The organism is Imperialibacter roseus (assembly GCF_032999765.1).
Taxonomy (GTDB): Bacteria; Bacteroidota; Bacteroidia; order Cytophagales; family Cyclobacteriaceae; genus Imperialibacter; species Imperialibacter roseus.
Map to the genome: position 1 here is coordinate 4,977,528 of NZ_CP136051.1, position 18,100 is coordinate 4,995,627.

Consider the following 18,100-nt stretch of genomic DNA (forward strand, 5'->3'; position numbering starts at 1 on the left):
TTTCACGCCGGGTTACAAAATATCGATCCCTTCTTCATGACTAATGCCAAGCATGATTGACAAATGCCAAGAGCTATAATTCAACATTTTTTCTAAATCCATCAGATAGTAAAGAATTAAGCCCATTGATCAGGAGCCGAGCCAAGAACGTTTGCTAAAAGACTCGAGCATCAAAAAATACATTTTTTTCAGCCCCATTTCCAACGAAGCCACATAAGCGACTTAGCATATTGACCGCCTTTAACCTTCTACGCCCCTTAAAAGGTTAATTTATTTAATAAACTGTCATGAAAGTAGATTTTTCGATGTCTAGAGTTCTTTGGACGTCAAACGAATGCCATTTGAAGACAAAAGAACCCCAACTTCATACTATTTTTACGACTTAGAAATAAAACATGAGTAGCACTCCCCTTCAATCACAACAAATTACCTTTACCAGATTCATAGCCGCTATCACGATTGTGTTTTTTCACTTCGGCGGTGATTTAGAATACATAAACAATCCAATATTCCTTCCAATCAAGCAATACGGCAACCTGGGTGTGTCCTACTTTTTCCTGATATCTGGCGTAATTATGTCCCTTGTTTATTCCAACAAAGTTAAACTGTCAAAGGCATTTTTTAGAGATTTCTATATTATTAGGCTATCAAGAGTCTATCCCATTTATTTATTTTCACTAATCGTTGTCATCTTTTTCACCAAATACTTCTGGCGCAGCCAATTAGATCTTAGCGAAATACTGTTCTCTGTGTTCTTAATTCAATCGTGGGTTCCTGGCAAAGAACTGACATTAAACTTCCCGGGATGGTCGCTTTCAGTTGAAATATTTTTCTACCTCTTTTTCCCATTCCTGATACTTTTTTTTCGAAAAATAGGAAACCGAAAAACGTATATGGTCTCCTTTATCATTTGGTTTATAACACAGGGCGTATTTATCTGCTATTTTACAGAGGGCAGTCACCTCCTTTACAACCCAATAATGCATTCTGGAACTTTCATTATTGGCGCTGCCTTTGGTATTTTTCTGAAATCAAATGCAGACCGACTAACATTTATTCCTCCAAATATTTGGGCAGTTCTGCTGATTATTTCGACGCTCTCTTTTGTTGCTATCATCTATAATGCCCCTGCCTGGTTAGCGTTATCTCACAACGGTTTGTTGTCACCGCTATTCCTGATAATAACTATGAGCCTTTGTCTTGACAGAAAAAGCATTGGTAGAGCATTTAAAATTCCGCTTGCCGTCTTTCTCGGCAATATTTCATATGGAATATATATCTACCAATACCCCGTCAAAATTTTTACGTCATATATAAACGACAAATTTGGACTCCGAAATTGGAACGCCTATCATTTCTATTATTTCCTTGTTATGCTATTGATAGTAGCATCTTTATCATTTATTGTTTTGGAAAGCCCAATCAGAGATCGGGTAAAAAAACTGATCAACTATACCTGATCCAACATAAAAAGCTTGTCAGATCATTTTGAGAATTTGAGAATAAACTTTGATCCCTTTTTCAACAGTGAAACTGTTGCACGCAAATTCTCTTATTGCATTTGAGTCGAAAATCAAGTCTAGCTGGTCAGCAATTACTGGATCGACCTCGACCTTAATTCCTGCCCGACATAAATCCATTATATCATCTACATCTCCCACATTTGCGTTATAGGCTACCGGCAAGCCCATCGCCAAATATTCTGCCAACTTCGTTGGAGAAGATGCCTGCTTGCTAAAAACTGGCTGAATAAAAGAGATCGCCAGGTGGCCTAAAGAAAGGAAGAGCGGCATTTCAGCCCGTTTGCATGCCCTAACCACAATATCGTCCGTTGAGAGCCCTTTATTTCTGGCTGCGTCGACAATCTGCTGAGGGTCGTCCCTGGTCAACAAAAGAAATTTCCATTTGCCATCGAGCTTTTGCAAACCCATGAAGTACTGTAGCATCTCGCTTAACATATACCAAGTGCCAACTGAGCCTGCATATACCAATATCTTGTCTTCGGAGTTAATCCCAAGCAGCTTTCTCGCTTCATTTCTCTGTTGAGCGTCCAAAAGAGCTGGATTGAATAGACCAGTATCTACACAACATGGAATAATTGAGATGCTTTCCGGTAGCGGGTTGTTATGCAAAAAACCTTTTTGAATAATCTCCTTGGCCTTGCTAGTAAGTACAACCACATGAACAGCCTCCCTAAGCAGCTGCTTCTCCGTCTTTTTGAAGTACCGATAGACCAACCGAAAGATAAAGTTGGCCTGAGGCCAACTACCACCCTCAACTCTCTCGTCCGCCCAAAACCCCCTCATGTCGAAAATGAAGGGAACACCCGACCTACGCTTAAGAAATAGCCCGACAATTCCCGGGAGGTAGCTTCGACACCAGGTAGCAGAAAAGCTGAATTGCCTGTGGAGGGCTACAGCTTTTCGTTTCATCAGGTAAACGTCTCGTATGGCAGATAAAATAGGAGGGTATTTATGATATTTTTGAGGGTGCCAGGTAATAGAAGTGCCCAGAATTATTTTCTCAATATTGCCCTTATGTTCTTTATAATTTTGAGGTTTTTCACAACTCAGTATGTGAAAACTATAATCAAACTTACCTAACGCCAACAGGTAGGGCAGTATCTGGCTTTGTCCCAAAGGGTCAGTGAGGCCATCGTATGTAATAAATAAAATCTTATTTTTCATATTCGCCACAATGCACTTCATTTGCTGCCTGGCCCGAGGAAGTTCCTCAAATTGTTCTAAAAACTTTTCTTCTTATCTTTCCCCAACCAAATCGTAAGCTGCATCCCCTGAGAGGTTTTTCTCATAAACCAATCTAACATTGGGTGAAAAAATGTTGGAAAATAGTATATCTTACAAACCGAATACTGCGATTCTTTAATCGTAAAGTTGAGTCTTTCTGCTAACCTTTTAAAAGATGTTAAATGAAATTCGTGCATGTGGTACGGCTCATGCATTGGGCTTAAGTTTGTAACAAAACGTGTGCCTCGTATCCTATAAAAAAAATTTACGAGCTTAGGTATTAGCCAATTCGAAGATGGCACTTCGATCTGAATGATTCCATCGGGTTTCAACCAATAAATAGCCTTCTCAATTGCTTCGGCGGGATCGTACAAATGCTCCAACACTGCCCCAAATGTTATAAAATCAAAACTCTCTGGAGGAAATTGCACGTCTTCTATTTTAGCAAGTTTTAGGTATCCTTCTTCGACAACCAAATTAGCGACCGCCCTCTCCCAAAATAGCTTGGAGGGTTCCACACCATAAGTAATAAAACCGGCATTTTTTAAAGCTACCATACATTTTCCAATACCAGCACCTATATCGAGAGCAGTCATTCCTTCATGAAAATTGATAAATTCTTTGGCCCGACTTATTTGCCAGTTAAAATAGTTACTTTGGGCATTAAAATAGTCGTCCTCCCAATAGCTTTCTGGCTCAATACCATAGTGATCCTGGATGTCAAAAGGAATAGCTTGAGGGTTAGAATAAATTAATGAACAACCATCACATTTTATCACCGAAACACTTATTCCGGACTTACGCTCAGGTCTCAGACCCTGAGAGCTATTCATCCTTTGCCCTATTACTGAGTTTTTTTCGGTTCGCCTCCCGCAAAAGTTACATGAATCAACTTCTTGAAAAGTATATCTATACTTGGTTTCCATAAAACTCTTTTCGTTATGAACTTAATATTCAATTGACCCCAGCCCTTACTAATTAAAATTGTTGATTTTCAACAATCCAGCGGTGCAGCACTATAAGAACCCATATCCGATTATAGAGATAGTCATCGCCTTTAATAAACCGCTTAATCATTTTTCTAACCGAAGTAGCATCTACCACACCGACCGCTTTAACAACCGACTCGTTCAAATACTCATCGATGAGATATTTAAGTTCACCTTTTAGCCATCTGGAAAGCGGCACTGAAAACCCCCACTTGGGTTTGTAAATTAATTCTTTTGGAAGATATCCTTCCAAAATCTTCTTCAAAATCCATTTACTTTCACCCCGCTTCTTGAACTCTTCCGGTAAGTTCAACGCCAGTTCGACTAACCTATAATCAAGCAACGGCACTCTGCATTCCAAACCATATTTCATTGACGCCCGATCCACTTTTGTGAGAAGATCATCTTTCAGATAAACCTTTAGATCAAAAAGTGCCTGCAACTCGGCTGCGGATAATTTTCTCACCAACCCCAATGGATCACGATATTTGTAAAAATCATCTTGCTCATTTGTCATTAAAAAGCCTCTCAACTCCCTGTAGGAAAAGAAGTATTGCTCTTGAGAGAAGATTTGGCTTCTGGTAAATTCGTCATTCTGTAGGTCGAATAAACCAGCCACACGCTTATACCTTGAAGACCCCATGCTCAGCAACATTTTAGCCGGTGCTGCCATTGCCTTCACTAGCGGATTGCCCAGTCTTTGTGCCCAAGTATATGACCCATACCCCATAAAAAGCTCATCCCCACCGTCACCGGTTAGAATGACTGTTGCCTTTTCTCTCGCCAATCTGGAAACCATCATTGTAGGAATTGCTGACGTGTCAGCAAAAGGTTCGTCGAAGGTTGGGAGCATGTCTTCTAGCAAGGGTATCGCCTCCCTTTCTGAGAGAATAAATTCAGTATGCTCAGTACCCAATTGCCGAGCAACCCGGGCAGCAAATTTGCTTTCGTCATACTTCCCTTCTTTAAACCCTATTGAAAAGGTTAGAAGTGGTTTTGAAGTTAGACTAGCAGCAATACCAGTCACAAGGGATGAGTCTGTGCCCCCACTCAAAAAGGTTCCATAGGGGACGTCGGCAATCGTTCTATACTTCACAGAGGAACTAATAACTCTCTCAACGGCATTCAAAGCTTCCTTTTCAGTGTAGGCTGTCCAGTTTCCTATTTTCTCTTCTGGTTTCCAATAGGAAACCAGCTCTAGCCGTCCACCCGTTTTATAGCGACCGTAGTGACCTGACGGAAATTTTCTTATTTGCTCATACACTGTATCAGGTTCGGGGATAAAACCTAAATGCAAAAAAGCTGCAATAGCCCTGTTTGATCTTGTCAAAGGTTGCGTGAGTAACGGAAAGATCCCTTTAAGTTCTGACGCAAAAGAAAGACCTCCTTCAGAACTATAAAATAATGGTTTAATACCTAAGCGGTCCCGACACAACCACAAATCTTCATTCCGCTGATCCCAAATGGCAAAGGCAAACATGCCGTTAAACTTTTCGACTGCACAGGGCCCCCAATGCATCCAGGCAAACAGCACAACTTCTGTGTCTGAGTCAGTTTTAAACGGGCCAACTCCTTCTTCCAAAAGTTCCTGCCGCACTTCTCGGTAGTTGAACACTTCGCCGTTGTAGACAATTGTCCAGTTGCCATCTGGCGTTGACATCGGCTGGTTGGCTACGTCTCTTAAATCAATAACGCTCAATCTGCGGTGCCCAAGGCCAAGCCGACAGTCTTGAGAAAAAAAGAAGCCCTCAGCATCGGGGCCACGGTGCGACAATATTTCTGAGACGGACTTGAAGCCTTCTTGGTCAAGAACACCCCTTTCAATAAATTTTCCAAAAATGCCACACATGTAATCTAAGTTTCAAGAACCCTCTTCGCTGATGCAATTCCGTTTAACGGATCATGTCCTGATGGCCCTCACAACTGCGGCCTGACCAGCTTCAAGTGAAATGAATGCCCCAAATGTTACTTTTAAGCCTGCCTCTGCCATCCATTTCTTAACAGTTTCAATTTTTTGAGGGTGGTCGTGTACAGGCGAAAACATATCGAAGGTATCAAGTAGAGCCCACTCTTTCAATTGATGTTCCGAAAGTCCTTTTGGCAGAGTGTTCTTTATGTCACAAATTGGAACGAATCTATTGGCCACTCTCCCAATACCAACCGCTTCAAAAATCTGATACAGCTTTATTAGCCAGGAAATATTTCTTTCAAGAAGAGCCAAGAGAGACTGGTGACTCATTCTTTTTGTCAGTGGGCGAAAAATGTATTTGGCATGAATCTTTGTCCACCAGCCTTTTACTGGGTAAAAATCAACCACAAGCTCTCCTCCTTTCTTTACCATTTCTGCCAGGCAGCGAACTGACCGTTTAAAATCTGGGGTGTGCTGAAGAACTCCAAAGCAAATTACTTTATCAAATTGCTGAGGTTTGTAAGGTAGCTCATAAATACTCGCTTGACACAAATGTAGCCGAGTGCCATAGACACTATTGTTCTCAAAATTCACCTCAACTGCAGCGGAATAGTCAACACTAAAGACATTAGCTTTCGTATTTTCAAGGAGCGCCCTGGTGAACCTGCCTGCCCCACTTCCGACTTCGAGAATGTTGGCTTCTTCTAATGTTTCCACAACCCAAGCAGTTTCGGCTAGCAAGCGAGAAGAACTTTGATAAACGTCATTACCAAATCGGTCTAATTGAGTTTTTTGAAACTTATTCCACTGATAACCAAAAGAGGCTGTATAGTTATCGTTTTCAACAAATTTTAGAATACCATTCTCTTCAATTTTGATTGGATTTTTACTGAATTCTATCATTCCTTTGATTTTCTTTCGTTGAGAGCCTTCAACTGATCTATTGTGTCCACAGTATACCATTGACTTGGATAAATGTCAGAGCAATAAAGCCTCTTCTGTTCAATCAGTTGGGACCAAAGGGCATAGAAGTCGTCGACAGGCTCTACAAGTCGATTGATCAATGCGGGGTTAAGCACTTGTATACCCGAACAATATGTCGAAGATGACTTATGGCGACTTAACTCAAGAACCAAATTTTCTTTCTGATGGATGAAATCACCTTCAAGTCCTACTACCGGCTCAACCGGAACTACCATACAAGCAGGTTCACCCAAGTGAAAGTATTCTTTAGCTAAAATGTCAAAATCAATATCAGTCACGTTGTCCGCCGTCAAGATGCACACCGGGGCATCCAGATACCTCATAAGTGTATTGAATAGCCACCATACATTCCCATTCCCTTCTGTGTTTAGTACCGAATCGACACCAAGAGAAATGACGTGTTCAGCCAGAACAGCTCCTTTATAGCCAACAGTAATATGTACATTCTTGATGTGAGGACGGAGTTTGCGAATGCCGTTTGCTATTAATGTGCTTCCATTGTAGGGAGCCATTGGTTTTGGGATCGACTCTGTGAGCGGCATCATTCGCACACCTCTTCCCGCTGCCATGATTAAGGCATGGTCAATACTCTTCATTCGAAACTAGGTCGATTTGAAATGAGTTCAGCAATTTCTTGTTCTGTTAATTTAGACGCATTTTCGGAGGACAGCCCAACAGAAACAGGGGTTTCGACCTTCTCATTAAATGAAATCAAAAAATGTCGAACCTTATCGTAGAAGATTTCCCTAGTGTAAGGAAGTTCAAGCTCACCGATTAAGAATTCATCCATACGCTCGCCCGGCCGACCCTCGATTCGTTCAAAACGCCCCCCATAGAGCTTGGTCCAAGTTGTTAGAATATCTTGAATTTGGGCCGCTTTCATTTCTCTTGAAAGTACCATGCCGGCAACTTCATCAATATGATTCATTGCGACAATTACCAACGCCACTGCATCGTCCACTGTAAAAAAAAAGCGCCTCATTTCCGGCCCTGTTGTACCAATAACTCCTGTTTCTGCGTGCATTTTTTTCCAAATTGGTAGTACTGAGCCAGTAGACCAGGCAACATTACCATACCTCACACAGGTAAACTTGGTCTCGCTCTTGTCATTGGAGGAGCAAAACATACGTTCCATAATTGCTTTGCTCATTCCATAAGTATTTCGCACCGGCGGGCTTGCCTTATCTGTCGAGATACCAATCACAGTTTTCACACCCTTATCCATCGCTACACGAGCAATATTTTGCGAGCCTACAACATTTACGTCAATACATTCCATAGGGAATTTCTCTGACAGATCGACAAACTTCGTAGCAGCCGCATGGATGATAATTTCAGGTTGGTAGGCCACAACGGCATCTCTTACCGATTCGATATTGGTTATATCAAGAGGGGTCACTTCGCAACCTGTTAATTGCTTGATGAGGTGATTCTGCTTGTTGTTTCGTGCACCAAGGATCACCTGATAACGGTCTTTCAATTTCTGACCCAACTCTCTCCCTAAAAAACCCGTGCCCCCGGTAATCAATACTGTTTGTTTCTGGCTCATGTAACTCTACCTTATTATCCCTGCAACGAGGCTATAAAACTCTCTTCTTTTTAACGTGTAAGCATCAGCAAAGAAAGCATTTTTTAACCATTTTAGCACTTGCAGTTTATCACCTGCGTTTAGGTGCAGCCCTGCAAGAAACAGCCATAGTGTTGCCTTTATTGTATTCAACCTGTGCTTATAAGCGGCAATAAACTCCCTGTCATTCCGGTATTTCTCGATCATGTAGTCGAATCTAGCCTGCGCCTGCACAGCGTCTTGGTTGTTGATAGTGCGAGTGCCATGATGCAAAATATTGCTATTGATTTTCGGAATACGTCCTACATTTGGGTACTTTACTATCACTCTTAACCAGTAATCATAGTCCTCAGACCCTGTCAGAAGCGGATGTTCATCCCAATAAATCGTTTTGTAGATTTTTGAATGCAGAAATACTCCGATACAGGATAAGAAATTTCCCCGTGCGATAGTATCCAAAGGATTCTTGATCGGCAGAAATTGATATTGGTATAGTACCGTATTATCCTGATCAACTAACTGATACAAGTTATGAAACAAATAAGCCTTCGAGTGATTTTGAATATATTGATAAGCATCGGATAAATTATCAGGTAACATGAAGTCATCCGAATCAAGAAAAGTGAGGTACTCTCCCTTTGCAAATCTCATTCCAGTGTTCCTAGATTTTGCCCTTCTCATAATTTTTATCGTGCGCAATAAAATTGATCTTACCAGCGTCGATGAGCGGCTTCAAAACTTCTTCGGTATTGTCTGTGGATGCGTTGTCTACGACTATAATTTCAAAAGAACTAAACGTCTGCGAAAAAACAGACTCGAGGGTTGGGAGTATAAATTCAGCTCTATTGTAACTAGGAATCACTATTGAAAAAAAAGGGGATTGTTCCATTTTTATATATCTGCAAGTATATTATATTGAAACATCGATTCTAATTCGTGTAGGTCATTTCTATTTATTGGAGTGAGGTTCTTTTCATTATCCACTGATATCTGATAGCCCAATTCCCAAAAATACTCCAAAATTTGTTTACATGAGCTCCCTCTTTGTTGGAACCACTTATCTGTCATTTCAATATAAATTGCGGGTTTAAATCTAAGGATCGTCTTCCTGGCGCCTTTGAGGACTTCGGGCTCGAAGCCCTCGACATCTAGCTTAAGAAAAGTTAGACTATTAACCTCAATATTATCACAGACTTCGTCCAACGTTTTTACTGTGAGGCTAACTACATTTTCGGTACCTTTTTCGTCAAATCTACCAGCGCCTGAGTTATCTTTTGAAAACGAAAAAGGCAGCATTGAATTAGACGCCCCTAATCCATAAGGATGTATACATATCATCCTTTCTAACATAGGATTCAACTTACAGTTGTCTCGCAACACTTTTAACATCTTAGGATTGGGTTCGAAAGCATGTATAGATATATTGTCACAATAACTGTCTGAGAAACAAGCTGCCAATTTAAGGGCAAAGGCACCGCTATTGGCTCCAACATCGAATACATGGATAGTTGAATAGCGATCGAATCTCTCTATTTTTTTGGCAGCAGTTTTCCAAGAGTTATCCGGCAGACCGACCAAAATATGCCATTGCATATAGTCACTCCTGTCGATGAGAAATCTAACGCCGTCTCTAACAACGATTTCCTTTTTCATTCCATTATAAAATGAAGGTGGTGGAATTAATTTCCACAATGGCGACCAGATTTTACTCAACATATATACGAAGCTCTCTAGGCGAAGAGCTCGAATCGTTAAATGAAGCAAGTTTACAAAAAAGCTCTTCACAGTTTCGTTTTATTGTGTTCTCCAAAATATAGTTTCATCAACTGCAAATTCATGCTCTCTATTGAAAACTTTGAGTTAACGTCTTTTCTAGCATTCGATGCAAGCTTTTTTGCTTGCTTTGGGTTCGATAACAAAAAGTCGACTGCCTCCGCTATGGCTTTTTCATCTTTATAGTCCACCACAAAAGCATTTTCGCCATGCCTGACAAACTCGTTGGCAATGCCTGATATTGTCAAAACTGAAGGAATTTCAGCGGCCATTGCTTCGATATATATTTGCCCGAATGCCTCCTCCTTTTCCCCAGTAGGTACATGGACAAAAATATTGAAGCATTGGTACAACGCTTCAATATCTTCCTCAAACAAAACTTCCCTATAGGCGAAAGAAGGCAGCTTTGACAAGTGTTCCGTTATTACGGAAGCGTAGTCACCCCGAGCATTGCATAACACAAGCAGGGCGTCTGGATATTTTTGTAATGTTTTTTGAAAAGCCAAGATAACAAACTGAACTCCTTTCCACTCAGTGTATCTTGCTATGCATCCAACAACTGGTAATTTACTCTTGGGGATATTATGCTTCTCTCTAACAGACTCAACTCTTTCCTCGCAGACTAAATTAAAGGACGTGAGATCGAAACCATGGTGGACAATTTGAACTTTCGAGGAGTTCAGGCGCTCATCTCTTGTCAATACATCGGCAATTACCTGAGAGGGTGCCACGACATGTGTCGAAAGCCAATTGCATAATTTATCCCATTTAACTGCCCCAGGAAAGGACTGATGATGGATGATGGAATGATGCCGGGTGTGAATTCTGGTGGGAACTCCTGCTATCCAGCCTGCAAAAAGTCCTGTAAGGTTTGCTTCAAATAGATGCGTATGAATAATTCTAGGTCGCTTAACTAGTAGAATACCAAAAAGAGCTAGAAAAATATAAAGTAAAGAAAGCCTTCCTGACAGCGGGAGCCGAGTAACACCGAAGCCTCGCTTTTTGAGGTACGTTTCCAATGGGGTGACCTTGCTATTCAATAAAATAAACTCGATTTCAACTCCCAGGTTTCTAACGCCATCAGCAACCAACTCAAATTGCCTAGCTGAATTTACCCTCGAAACTATATATATTATTCGAAATCTCTTCACAGCTGGTTCTCTGGATAATACACTACGTTTGATGTTGTTACCAAGTCAAAAAACTTATGTCTAACCGCAGCAGGCATGACCTTCATAAAGCATTCTTTTTCGGCAGTTCTTAAGAAACACGGCCACCCAAAAATTTGATACACTGTTGCTTTAAAAAAGCTCAAAGATTCAAGAGCATCATCATCACCATTCGGGTAGACAACGTCCTTTCCTACCCCAAAAACTTCAGATAGGGATAAATGCGCACGCTGATACTGACGCAACCTCTTAATGTAGTTTCTGATTGACAATTCGTCATTATGGAAAGCTACCGCATGAGAAAGAAAGAATATGGCTATTCCATTTTGATCAGCCCGAATAGCCATTTCCTGATCTTCTGCATCTGTAAGCGCCTCATTAAATCCACCAAGTCTTTGAAAAAGGGTTTGAGGAACTGAAAAATTTGCGGCCGTAAAAAAAGGCTGAACACTATTCACAGCACCTTGTAGCCCAAGCAGAGGTTGCTCCCATTTTTCTGAAATATGGCACCGGTATTGATGAAAAATAGAGTCGCCTTTTTGCCTAAACAAAATTTGCCTGCCACCAGCTATTGACATGGCAACTGAGCTTTGATGATGTAGGTGCGACGCAATACACGCTGGATCCAATTTCATGTCATCGTCAAAAAATATAAGGATATCCCCTTTGGCATTATTGGCTCCAGAATTTCTCGCCCCTGCCCGACCCTTATTTGGCTGTTCAATAATTTTTATCTCCTTCAAACAAGTCTGTCTGCTGCTCAGAAACCTTATGGTATCATCGGTCGATCCATCAACTACAACTACGGTTTCGAAGTCTTGTATACTCTGACTTTCAAGAGACGAAAGAATAGTCTCCAACTTGTGGCAACCGTTGTACGTCGGGACAATAACTGAAGTAGTCATGAAAATTTATGGTAGAATCTCCTTAAATAGGATGGCAAAAAATTGACCCTTACTTGTAATTTATGATGCAATCTTAAGTCCTCAGGGAATAAGTCTGATTGTTCCAAATTGCCGAGAAAAAGTTTTGCCTTCCTACTGTCATTGCGGTGATAATAAAAGTATTCGGCCAAAAAAAGCATTGCATAACTGACTGCAGCTCTCAGTTGCTCCTTCTGAACATCAGTAAAGCAATAAGAAATGACAGGTTGATCTATTTCAAACATCTGATGAATATTTGGGTAGGCGCAAGCTACACCCAGAGAGCTAGTTATGCGAATCAACTCTTGCTCGAAACCAGCTTGCTGACTCATCGTTTTCGAAAGTGAGTGTTGCCTGAAGTTGACCAAAACATCAGGAACAGTTACAGTATGGCCAAGCCCAAAGTTGACCAAATACCGAATCCACCATTCTTTATCCATTAAAAAGTGTAGACTCTCATTCAAAACACCAATCTTTCGGTAGGCTGAGAGTCTGAAAAAAGTTTCGGGTTGGTCAATTCTTGCCCACCCTACAGTTTTGGCTAGATTCTCTGGATAGACGTCAGTTCCTGTTGAAATTTTTATCGTTCTATCGGGGTGCTCAAAAATTCGAGAGCGCCCCAAAACAGCTTGTACACGGGGATCGCCAAAGTTCATAGCGATAATGTTTAGTGCATCAGGCGAGTAATAGTCATCAGAGTTAAGCCAATTAAAAACATCCCCTGTTGCCATACGCAGGCCCTTATTTATTGCATGACTTTGCCCCCTATCTTTTATGCTCTCCCAATAAGTCAGATGCCTCTCATACTTTTTTATAATTTCAACAGAACCATCGGTGCTACCACCGTCGATAATAAGATACTCGATGTTTGAATACTTCTGATCAAGAACTGAGCAGATCGTTTGCTCAAGAAATTGCGCTTGATTAAAGGAAGGCGTAACTATAGTGATTTTGGGTCGACTCATTACTTAATTAAATTTTTAAGGAAGGCTTTCGTCCGAAAAGTCAAACTCTCCTGCACGAACTTAATTGGAGGCAGACCGGCTTTCTTCCGGTAGCTATGATAAAGGCCTTTCATGGGGTGGTTGCAATAGTAATTCCAGGGTTTATGTTCACCAATAAAATGAATGATTCTACCTAAGGAATTTGCCTCTCTCAGACCTTCTCGCCAAATGAAATTCCACTCAGATTCCATTTCCTTCCACCTATCTCTTAAAACGAAGTTTAAAGCATCTTGATCCCAATATTTTATCTTTTCCGGATTATCGACAAGAAATTTATATGCCTTCTCTGCAATCGCTTCATTTCTCCACCCCTCCAAATCAATCACGAGTACACCAGCATTAAAGTAGGGCTCATCTTCCCGTAACCCCAAATAGTTGTACAAGGTACCTTCCCCATCCTTGACCGCTGCAAGCAGATGGTCTCCTAACTCGAGTTCCCATATCCTTCTAACCTTGACTAACACCAAAATATCGCTGTCAAGATATAGAACACGACTTAAACCTTTTGGCAAGAGGTTCGGAACCATTAGTCTGAAATACGTTGCAATACTAATATGGCCAAAAACAGGTGCCTTTTTTAATACTTGATCATCAACCAGAATTAAGTGTAATCGATTGGAAAAACTAGTTACAATCCTATTAATAGGCGCTACTTCCTGGCTGCTAAGGCCAGAATGAAGTAAATAAATTTCAAATTCCTCGTCTTGGTTGTGATGAAATAGCGAGAAAAGCATCGTAGCCAGATGGAAAGTATAGGAGACATCTACTGCACAACAAATGGATATTTGGCTTTTCATTTTTGAAGCACTACAAAAACCGAATGAAAAAATGGAGACTGAAGCGATGAAATATTTTGAAGCCTACCCTGCACCAAATATCCTCTAACTTTTGAAAGGAAAAACCTAGTTAATTTAAAAACAAAAGCTCCAAAAACTCCAGCATTTTGTGTCCGTTCCATAAAGCTGACTTCAAGAAAGGTACCTAAAACATCCCACCCGGTCCCTAGCTTTTGCACATCAGAAACCCGAAGCGAATGCCGTTGAGCAAAATGTTCTAGTGCAAATGGTGTGGGCCTCCAATAGTCAAAGGGCTCTTCGTGCAAGAAGTAAAAGAAAGGGGTTGTTATTATCATGACTCCACCAGGCCGCAGTAATTTCTGAAAGTTTTCAAAAGCCTGTTCCCAGTTAGCTACATGTTCCAAAACCTCAGTGCACAAAATCACATCAAATTGATTGAGTGGAACCTCATCGGGAAGAGGCTTGTCTATAGCTGCCAGATAATCGACATTTCGACTTCTGTTTTGCGCAACATCGAGGCTGTTGTAGACCATTCCTTTCTTTTCAATAAGCTGCCTAAACGGTTGTTCGCCGCATCCAGCATCCAACACCTGACGTCCATTGTCGACAGGTTCGAGAAATGAGAAAAATTCTTCAACTTTCAGGGAGACCAAAGGCTTGATGTATCTTTCCGGAGACTTTTGCATGGTTGATTCTTTGACCATTTACTGCCTCACCTTAGGCATTTTTATTTCTATGGGCGATGACTCACCAACGAGCCAGTTCGCATCGTCCAGATATGTTGCATTGCCTTGCGCCCAAGGATACTCATCATGAACGATGTTACTGATAGAAAACTCAAAGGAACAAATCCTATCAAGATTTTCGATTAATTTCAAGCCACTTCTATCGCTTAACCAAGTCGTAATCCAGTACTGGCCTTCAAAAAGTTTGGCCTTTGGAATAACACATTTGATTTTGACTTGCCCTTCACGTGCACCAAAATCATAGTCCGAAGCGTAAAGCCAATAATATCCAACATTGACATTGTTGGCATTTACAATCTGGAATGAAAAGCAAGCACCCTTGATCGATTCATTGACAACAATATCAAATTCAATCGTAAGTTCACTACCCCAACGATGACCAACCGTATCATTGTCGTTTACAACCAAGATTTCCCTCACGTACATTCCGCCAAATCCTGCTGTATTGAGGTACCTATTATTCGAATCGTTGTTGGATTGAAGCAAATATTTACTAATCACACTTTTAGTGTCTGCCATGTAGTCAAGTCTTCCCTCAACCAGATAGGCACACGAGGACGTTAGCTTTTGCACCGCCTCCATGTTATGGCTGACAAATAGAACAGTTCTACCTTCTCCAGCCACCTGTTGCATCTTTCCGAGACACTTCTTCTGGAAGTCGAAGTCTCCCACTGCTAAAACCTCATCAATAATCAATATTTCCGGCTCCAGATGAGCGGCTACGGCAAAAGCGAGCCTAACCTTCATTCCACTGCTGTAGTGTTTGATAGGTGTGTCTATGAACTTACTGACACCACTAAACTCAACAATTTCATCGAATTTAGCTTTTACCTCTGTCCGCCTCATTCCAAGTATAGTGCCATTCAAGTAGATATTTTCCCTTCCCGAAAGCTCGGGATGAAATCCAGTCCCTACCTCCAACAATGACGACACCCTGCCAAATATTTTAATGCTGCCGCTGGTCGGGTAGGTAATTCTACTGAGTATCTTTAATAAAGTACTTTTTCCAGCACCATTTCTGCCAATGATGCCTACAGCCTCTCCTTCATTCACTTGAAAGCTTAAATCCTTCAGCGCCCAAAACTCTGTGTCCTCTCTGGCACCGCTCCTCTTGAAAATATTTCTCAGGCTTTCCCCCATCGAACCAGCCTTTTGTTGCCCGAGTTCATATCTTTTGGAAACCGCCTCAACCTCTATAGCTCTGTTCATCTTTAACTACACAATATCAGCTATGATTCTTTCTGTTCGGTGAAAATAGAGCACTCCTGTAACAAACAAGAACATCGTAACCCCAAAAGAGAAATAGCTATAATAGCTCAATTCACCCACTCCTATCAAACTCCACCTCATCCCCTCCACAATTCCCGCCATAGGGTTTAAATAATAATATGGCTGCCATATGTCCGGCACTATAGATGAGGGATAGGCAATAGGAGTAGCGTACAGCCCAATCTGCACCATAAATGGAACTACATGCTGAAAATCTCGAAATCTTATTGTAAGTGCACTTAGCCAGATTCCCATTGCCAGCGAGCAAAAAAAGTTCAATAACATAAATATAAATACAAAGCCCACATTGCTACTGAATGGCTGTTGATAGTATAACATCAAAACACCCAATAACACTAAGGCGACCACAAAGTCAATCAAACCAACTATTGCTTTGCTGAGCGGCAGGACAAGCCTGGGAAAATAAATCTTCTTTACCATTTCCTGTGCTCCAATAATGGAACCCCCGCTTTGTGCCATCACAAAAGCAAAATAACTCCACGCACTCATGGCCGCCAATGCAAAAATCGGATAGGGCACCCCTCCTGTGTCAACATTAATTGCCTTTCCAAAAATTAACGTGAAAATAAATAGGGTCACAATTGGCTGAACAACCACCCATGCAAGTCCGAGAAATGTCTGCGCATATCTAACCCTGAGATCCTTGTAGGTCAGAACTAGGAAAAGATCTCTGTAATCAAGCAACTCTCTAAAGTTTACCTTCCACCACGGTCGACTACTAACGATTAATGTGAGTTTTCTTTTATCCATTACCTCACAGCTCTTTTACGTTTGAAGTATATGACGAAAATACTGTATGCGAACAATGGCATAACTGGAATCCTGTATCTGGCCAATGATCCAAAATTAAAAGTTGACACACCTATTGCGAAGCAAAAAACCATTGTGAACACGAAAAAAAAAGAAATTAAGGGGTCTCTGAATATTTCACTGAAGAAAGAAATGACTCCTACTTTGAAAAAAGCGAAACTAAAAAAGCCAAATAAAACAAGGCTCTCGATAGCCGTCAGCAGCATTACAGGATTTCGAACTTCCCATATATAAGGACGAAAAAGAGACACCCAAACACCCGGAACAAATTTCCTTACGAGGCCGGGAGGACTAAAGTCGTCGTCACCCAGGCTATACCCCGACCCTCCTTCCACTTGGCTTACATAGTAGAGCCACTCTGCTGATACCCTGGCTGTTTCAATCATCGAATCTAGAGAATATTTTCTGTTGTCCTCGCCAAGCTTAAGTGCGGCAAAATACATACTGTAAAGCACGCCCACAATGAGAATTGGTGTCAAAAGTATCCTCATTACTGTACTTTTGACCGCCCGTGAAAAATAAAAAAAGTATATAAATAACACAGCGCCAGGAATAAGACTAAGCGCTATATAAATCTTGATATGGTAAAGCACATAAGTCGATCCTAACAAAATGATGAAATTAAGCAGTGTCACTCTTTTCCATTTCACAATCTCAAGCAGTGAATAAATAAAAAAACCCAAGCTGGCAAACGTGAGTGTGTCCTTCAAAATTCCGGATCCCCAAAAAAAGACTGATGGGATGAAAAGCACCGCCAGCGCAGTCCATTTGCCTATCCATGGACTATATTTATCCAGTGCATAAAAAAGCGCCCAAGTGCCGGAAAAGCTGATAGCCGCAAAGCACAGAGAAATCGCATAATAGGAGTTAAGCGTAAAAATGGCCAGCAAACCCGCCACTCGTACAATACTGTAAGAAGGCAAATCACCAAAAAAGATAATCCTTGATGCATATTGAAAAGCGTCCGCCGGGTACTCAGCACCTGCAGTTATCAAGCTAATCGCTTTTGTCGGGGAATCGAGAAATGCCTCCCAAACTATTTTGGCACCCCAATTATAGTAATTCATTGTATCCCCTCCCCCATAATAAAACTGATACACAAACCCCAAAGCTATCGCCCCAACAAACTTGACAGTCAAGCCGGGAATGAAATACTTGCGGGTGTCACTATTAGTCACTTTTGGCCTGATCCAGTAGGCAAGAGCATACAAGAGGAGGAGGTAAATAGGTGTGACAATAAGGTCTTGGAGGCCCATAAAAGTTAAATACAGGTCGCAAATTACTAATTATATCGGAACACCTGCGCTTCGTAGCCACCTGTTAAGGCAGCATTTCGACGAATAACTGTCAATTGGGGATAAGCACAGTTTTATCATAAGCCAATCTTGCACT

The 18,100-nt window shown here is 41.2% G+C and carries 18 protein-coding genes; 1 reads left to right on the forward strand and 17 read right to left on the reverse strand.

The genetic code is table 11. The features are described 5' to 3' along the window. Nucleotides 1–395 precede the first annotated feature (395 nt). Complete coding sequence (locus RT717_RS28550; RefSeq protein WP_394854101.1) at nt 396–1,460, forward strand: acyltransferase family protein; 1,065 nt, start codon at nt 396–398, stop codon at nt 1,458–1,460. Nucleotides 1,461–1,478: 18 nt separating this feature from the next. Here RT717_RS28550 and RT717_RS21065 read toward each other — a convergent pair whose 3' ends face one another. The 17 genes from RT717_RS21065 to RT717_RS21140 all read right to left on the reverse strand — a co-directional run bounded on the left by RT717_RS21065 (nt 1,479) and on the right by RT717_RS21140 (nt 17,964). Then, nucleotides 1,479–2,687 (reverse strand): glycosyltransferase family protein, encoded by a 1,209-nt coding sequence (locus RT717_RS21065; RefSeq protein ID WP_317488328.1) that lies wholly within the window; start codon nt 2,685–2,687, stop codon nt 1,479–1,481. 56 nt (nt 2,688–2,743) lie between these two features. Next, the gene (locus tag RT717_RS21070) at nt 2,744–3,580 is read right to left on the reverse strand and encodes a class I SAM-dependent methyltransferase (protein ID WP_317488329.1); all 837 of its coding nucleotides are present in this window, start codon (nt 3,578–3,580) and stop codon (nt 2,744–2,746) included. 145 nt (nt 3,581–3,725) lie between these two features. After that, nucleotides 3,726–5,585, reverse strand: coding sequence for an asparagine synthase (glutamine-hydrolyzing) (asnB, locus tag RT717_RS21075; RefSeq protein WP_317488330.1), 1,860 nt, complete (start codon nt 5,583–5,585; stop codon nt 3,726–3,728). A gap of 51 nt (nt 5,586–5,636) precedes the next feature. Next, nucleotides 5,637–6,548 carry a class I SAM-dependent methyltransferase gene (locus tag RT717_RS21080; RefSeq protein WP_317488331.1) on the reverse strand — a complete coding sequence of 304 codons (912 nt, stop codon included), beginning with the start codon at nt 6,546–6,548 and terminating at the stop codon, nt 5,637–5,639. After that, complete coding sequence (locus tag RT717_RS21085; protein ID WP_317488332.1) at nt 6,545–7,225, reverse strand: nucleotidyltransferase family protein; 681 nt, start codon at nt 7,223–7,225, stop codon at nt 6,545–6,547. The genes RT717_RS21080 and RT717_RS21085 overlap by 4 nt, the downstream gene beginning before the upstream one ends. Further along, the gene (locus tag RT717_RS21090; protein ID WP_317488333.1) at nt 7,222–8,178 is read right to left on the reverse strand and encodes a polysaccharide biosynthesis protein; all 957 of its coding nucleotides are present in this window, start codon (nt 8,176–8,178) and stop codon (nt 7,222–7,224) included. The genes RT717_RS21085 and RT717_RS21090 overlap by 4 nt, the downstream gene beginning before the upstream one ends. A gap of 6 nt (nt 8,179–8,184) precedes the next feature. Then, nucleotides 8,185–8,877, reverse strand: coding sequence for a glycosyltransferase (locus RT717_RS21095; protein ID WP_317488334.1), 693 nt, complete (start codon nt 8,875–8,877; stop codon nt 8,185–8,187). Beyond that, nucleotides 8,858–9,085, reverse strand: a complete 228-nt coding sequence (locus RT717_RS28555) for a glycosyltransferase family 2 protein (RefSeq protein ID WP_394854102.1) — start codon at nt 9,083–9,085, stop codon at nt 8,858–8,860. Before RT717_RS28555 ends, RT717_RS21095 begins: the two co-directional genes overlap by 20 nt. Nucleotides 9,086–9,087: 2 nt before the next feature. Continuing rightward, a complete protein-coding gene (locus RT717_RS21100; RefSeq protein ID WP_317488335.1) occupies nt 9,088–9,849 on the reverse strand; it encodes an FkbM family methyltransferase in 762 nt (253 codons plus the stop codon). Between the two features lie 128 nt (nt 9,850–9,977). Then, nucleotides 9,978–11,120 (reverse strand): glycosyltransferase family 4 protein, encoded by a 1,143-nt coding sequence (locus tag RT717_RS21105; protein ID WP_317488336.1) that lies wholly within the window; start codon nt 11,118–11,120, stop codon nt 9,978–9,980. Then, nucleotides 11,117–12,043, reverse strand: a complete 927-nt coding sequence (locus tag RT717_RS21110) for a glycosyltransferase family 2 protein (RefSeq protein WP_317488337.1) — start codon at nt 12,041–12,043, stop codon at nt 11,117–11,119. The genes RT717_RS21105 and RT717_RS21110 overlap by 4 nt, the downstream gene beginning before the upstream one ends. Further along, nucleotides 12,040–13,026, reverse strand: coding sequence for a glycosyltransferase family 2 protein (locus RT717_RS21115; RefSeq protein ID WP_317488338.1), 987 nt, complete (start codon nt 13,024–13,026; stop codon nt 12,040–12,042). Before RT717_RS21115 ends, RT717_RS21110 begins: the two co-directional genes overlap by 4 nt. Beyond that, nucleotides 13,026–13,862: a glycosyltransferase family 8 protein gene (locus tag RT717_RS21120; protein ID WP_317488339.1), complete on the reverse strand. Its 837-nt coding sequence runs from the start codon at nt 13,860–13,862 to the stop codon at nt 13,026–13,028. Before RT717_RS21120 ends, RT717_RS21115 begins: the two co-directional genes overlap by 1 nt. Then, the gene (locus RT717_RS21125; protein ID WP_317488340.1) at nt 13,859–14,566 is read right to left on the reverse strand and encodes a class I SAM-dependent methyltransferase; all 708 of its coding nucleotides are present in this window, start codon (nt 14,564–14,566) and stop codon (nt 13,859–13,861) included. Before RT717_RS21125 ends, RT717_RS21120 begins: the two co-directional genes overlap by 4 nt. Further along, a complete protein-coding gene (locus tag RT717_RS21130) occupies nt 14,567–15,817 on the reverse strand; it encodes an ABC transporter ATP-binding protein (protein ID WP_317488341.1) in 1,251 nt (416 codons plus the stop codon). A 6-nt stretch (nt 15,818–15,823) separates the two neighbouring features. Further along, on the reverse strand, nt 15,824–16,648 hold the full coding sequence (locus RT717_RS21135) for an ABC transporter permease (RefSeq protein ID WP_317488342.1): 825 nt from the start codon (nt 16,646–16,648) through the stop codon (nt 15,824–15,826). Beyond that, a complete protein-coding gene (locus RT717_RS21140; RefSeq protein WP_317488343.1) occupies nt 16,648–17,964 on the reverse strand; it encodes a hypothetical protein in 1,317 nt (438 codons plus the stop codon). The genes RT717_RS21135 and RT717_RS21140 overlap by 1 nt, the downstream gene beginning before the upstream one ends. Nucleotides 17,965–18,100: the final 136 nt, after the last annotated feature.

Excerpts from the sequence above, each read along its gene's own strand:
- RT717_RS21065 (WP_317488328.1), bottom strand. The coding sequence starts at position 2,687 with ATGAAAAATAAGATTTTATTTATTACATACGATGGCCTCACTGACCCT.
- RT717_RS21135 (WP_317488342.1), bottom strand. The coding sequence starts at position 16,648 with ATGGATAAAAGAAAACTCACATTAATCGTTAGTAGTCGACCGTGGTGG.
- RT717_RS28555 (WP_394854102.1), bottom strand. The coding sequence starts at position 9,085 with ATGGAACAATCCCCTTTTTTTTCAATAGTGATTCCTAGTTACAATAGA.
- RT717_RS21140 (WP_317488343.1), bottom strand. The coding sequence starts at position 17,964 with ATGGGCCTCCAAGACCTTATTGTCACACCTATTTACCTCCTCCTCTTG.
- RT717_RS28550 (WP_394854101.1), top strand. The coding sequence starts at position 396 with ATGAGTAGCACTCCCCTTCAATCACAACAAATTACCTTTACCAGATTC.
- RT717_RS21080 (WP_317488331.1), bottom strand. The coding sequence starts at position 6,548 with ATGATAGAATTCAGTAAAAATCCAATCAAAATTGAAGAGAATGGTATT.
- RT717_RS21095 (WP_317488334.1), bottom strand. The coding sequence starts at position 8,877 with ATGAGAAGGGCAAAATCTAGGAACACTGGAATGAGATTTGCAAAGGGA.
- RT717_RS21110 (WP_317488337.1), bottom strand. The coding sequence starts at position 12,043 with ATGACTACTTCAGTTATTGTCCCGACGTACAACGGTTGCCACAAGTTG.
- RT717_RS21125 (WP_317488340.1), bottom strand. The coding sequence starts at position 14,566 with ATGGTCAAAGAATCAACCATGCAAAAGTCTCCGGAAAGATACATCAAG.
- RT717_RS21120 (WP_317488339.1), bottom strand. The coding sequence starts at position 13,862 with ATGAAAAGCCAAATATCCATTTGTTGTGCAGTAGATGTCTCCTATACT.
- RT717_RS21070 (WP_317488329.1), bottom strand. The coding sequence starts at position 3,580 with ATGAATAGCTCTCAGGGTCTGAGACCTGAGCGTAAGTCCGGAATAAGT.
- RT717_RS21085 (WP_317488332.1), bottom strand. The coding sequence starts at position 7,225 with ATGAAGAGTATTGACCATGCCTTAATCATGGCAGCGGGAAGAGGTGTG.
- RT717_RS21090 (WP_317488333.1), bottom strand. The coding sequence starts at position 8,178 with ATGAGCCAGAAACAAACAGTATTGATTACCGGGGGCACGGGTTTTTTA.
- asnB (WP_317488330.1), bottom strand. The coding sequence starts at position 5,585 with ATGTGTGGCATTTTTGGAAAATTTATTGAAAGGGGTGTTCTTGACCAA.
- RT717_RS21100 (WP_317488335.1), bottom strand. The coding sequence starts at position 9,849 with ATGAAAAAGGAAATCGTTGTTAGAGACGGCGTTAGATTTCTCATCGAC.
- RT717_RS21130 (WP_317488341.1), bottom strand. The coding sequence starts at position 15,817 with ATGAACAGAGCTATAGAGGTTGAGGCGGTTTCCAAAAGATATGAACTC.
- RT717_RS21115 (WP_317488338.1), bottom strand. The coding sequence starts at position 13,026 with ATGAGTCGACCCAAAATCACTATAGTTACGCCTTCCTTTAATCAAGCG.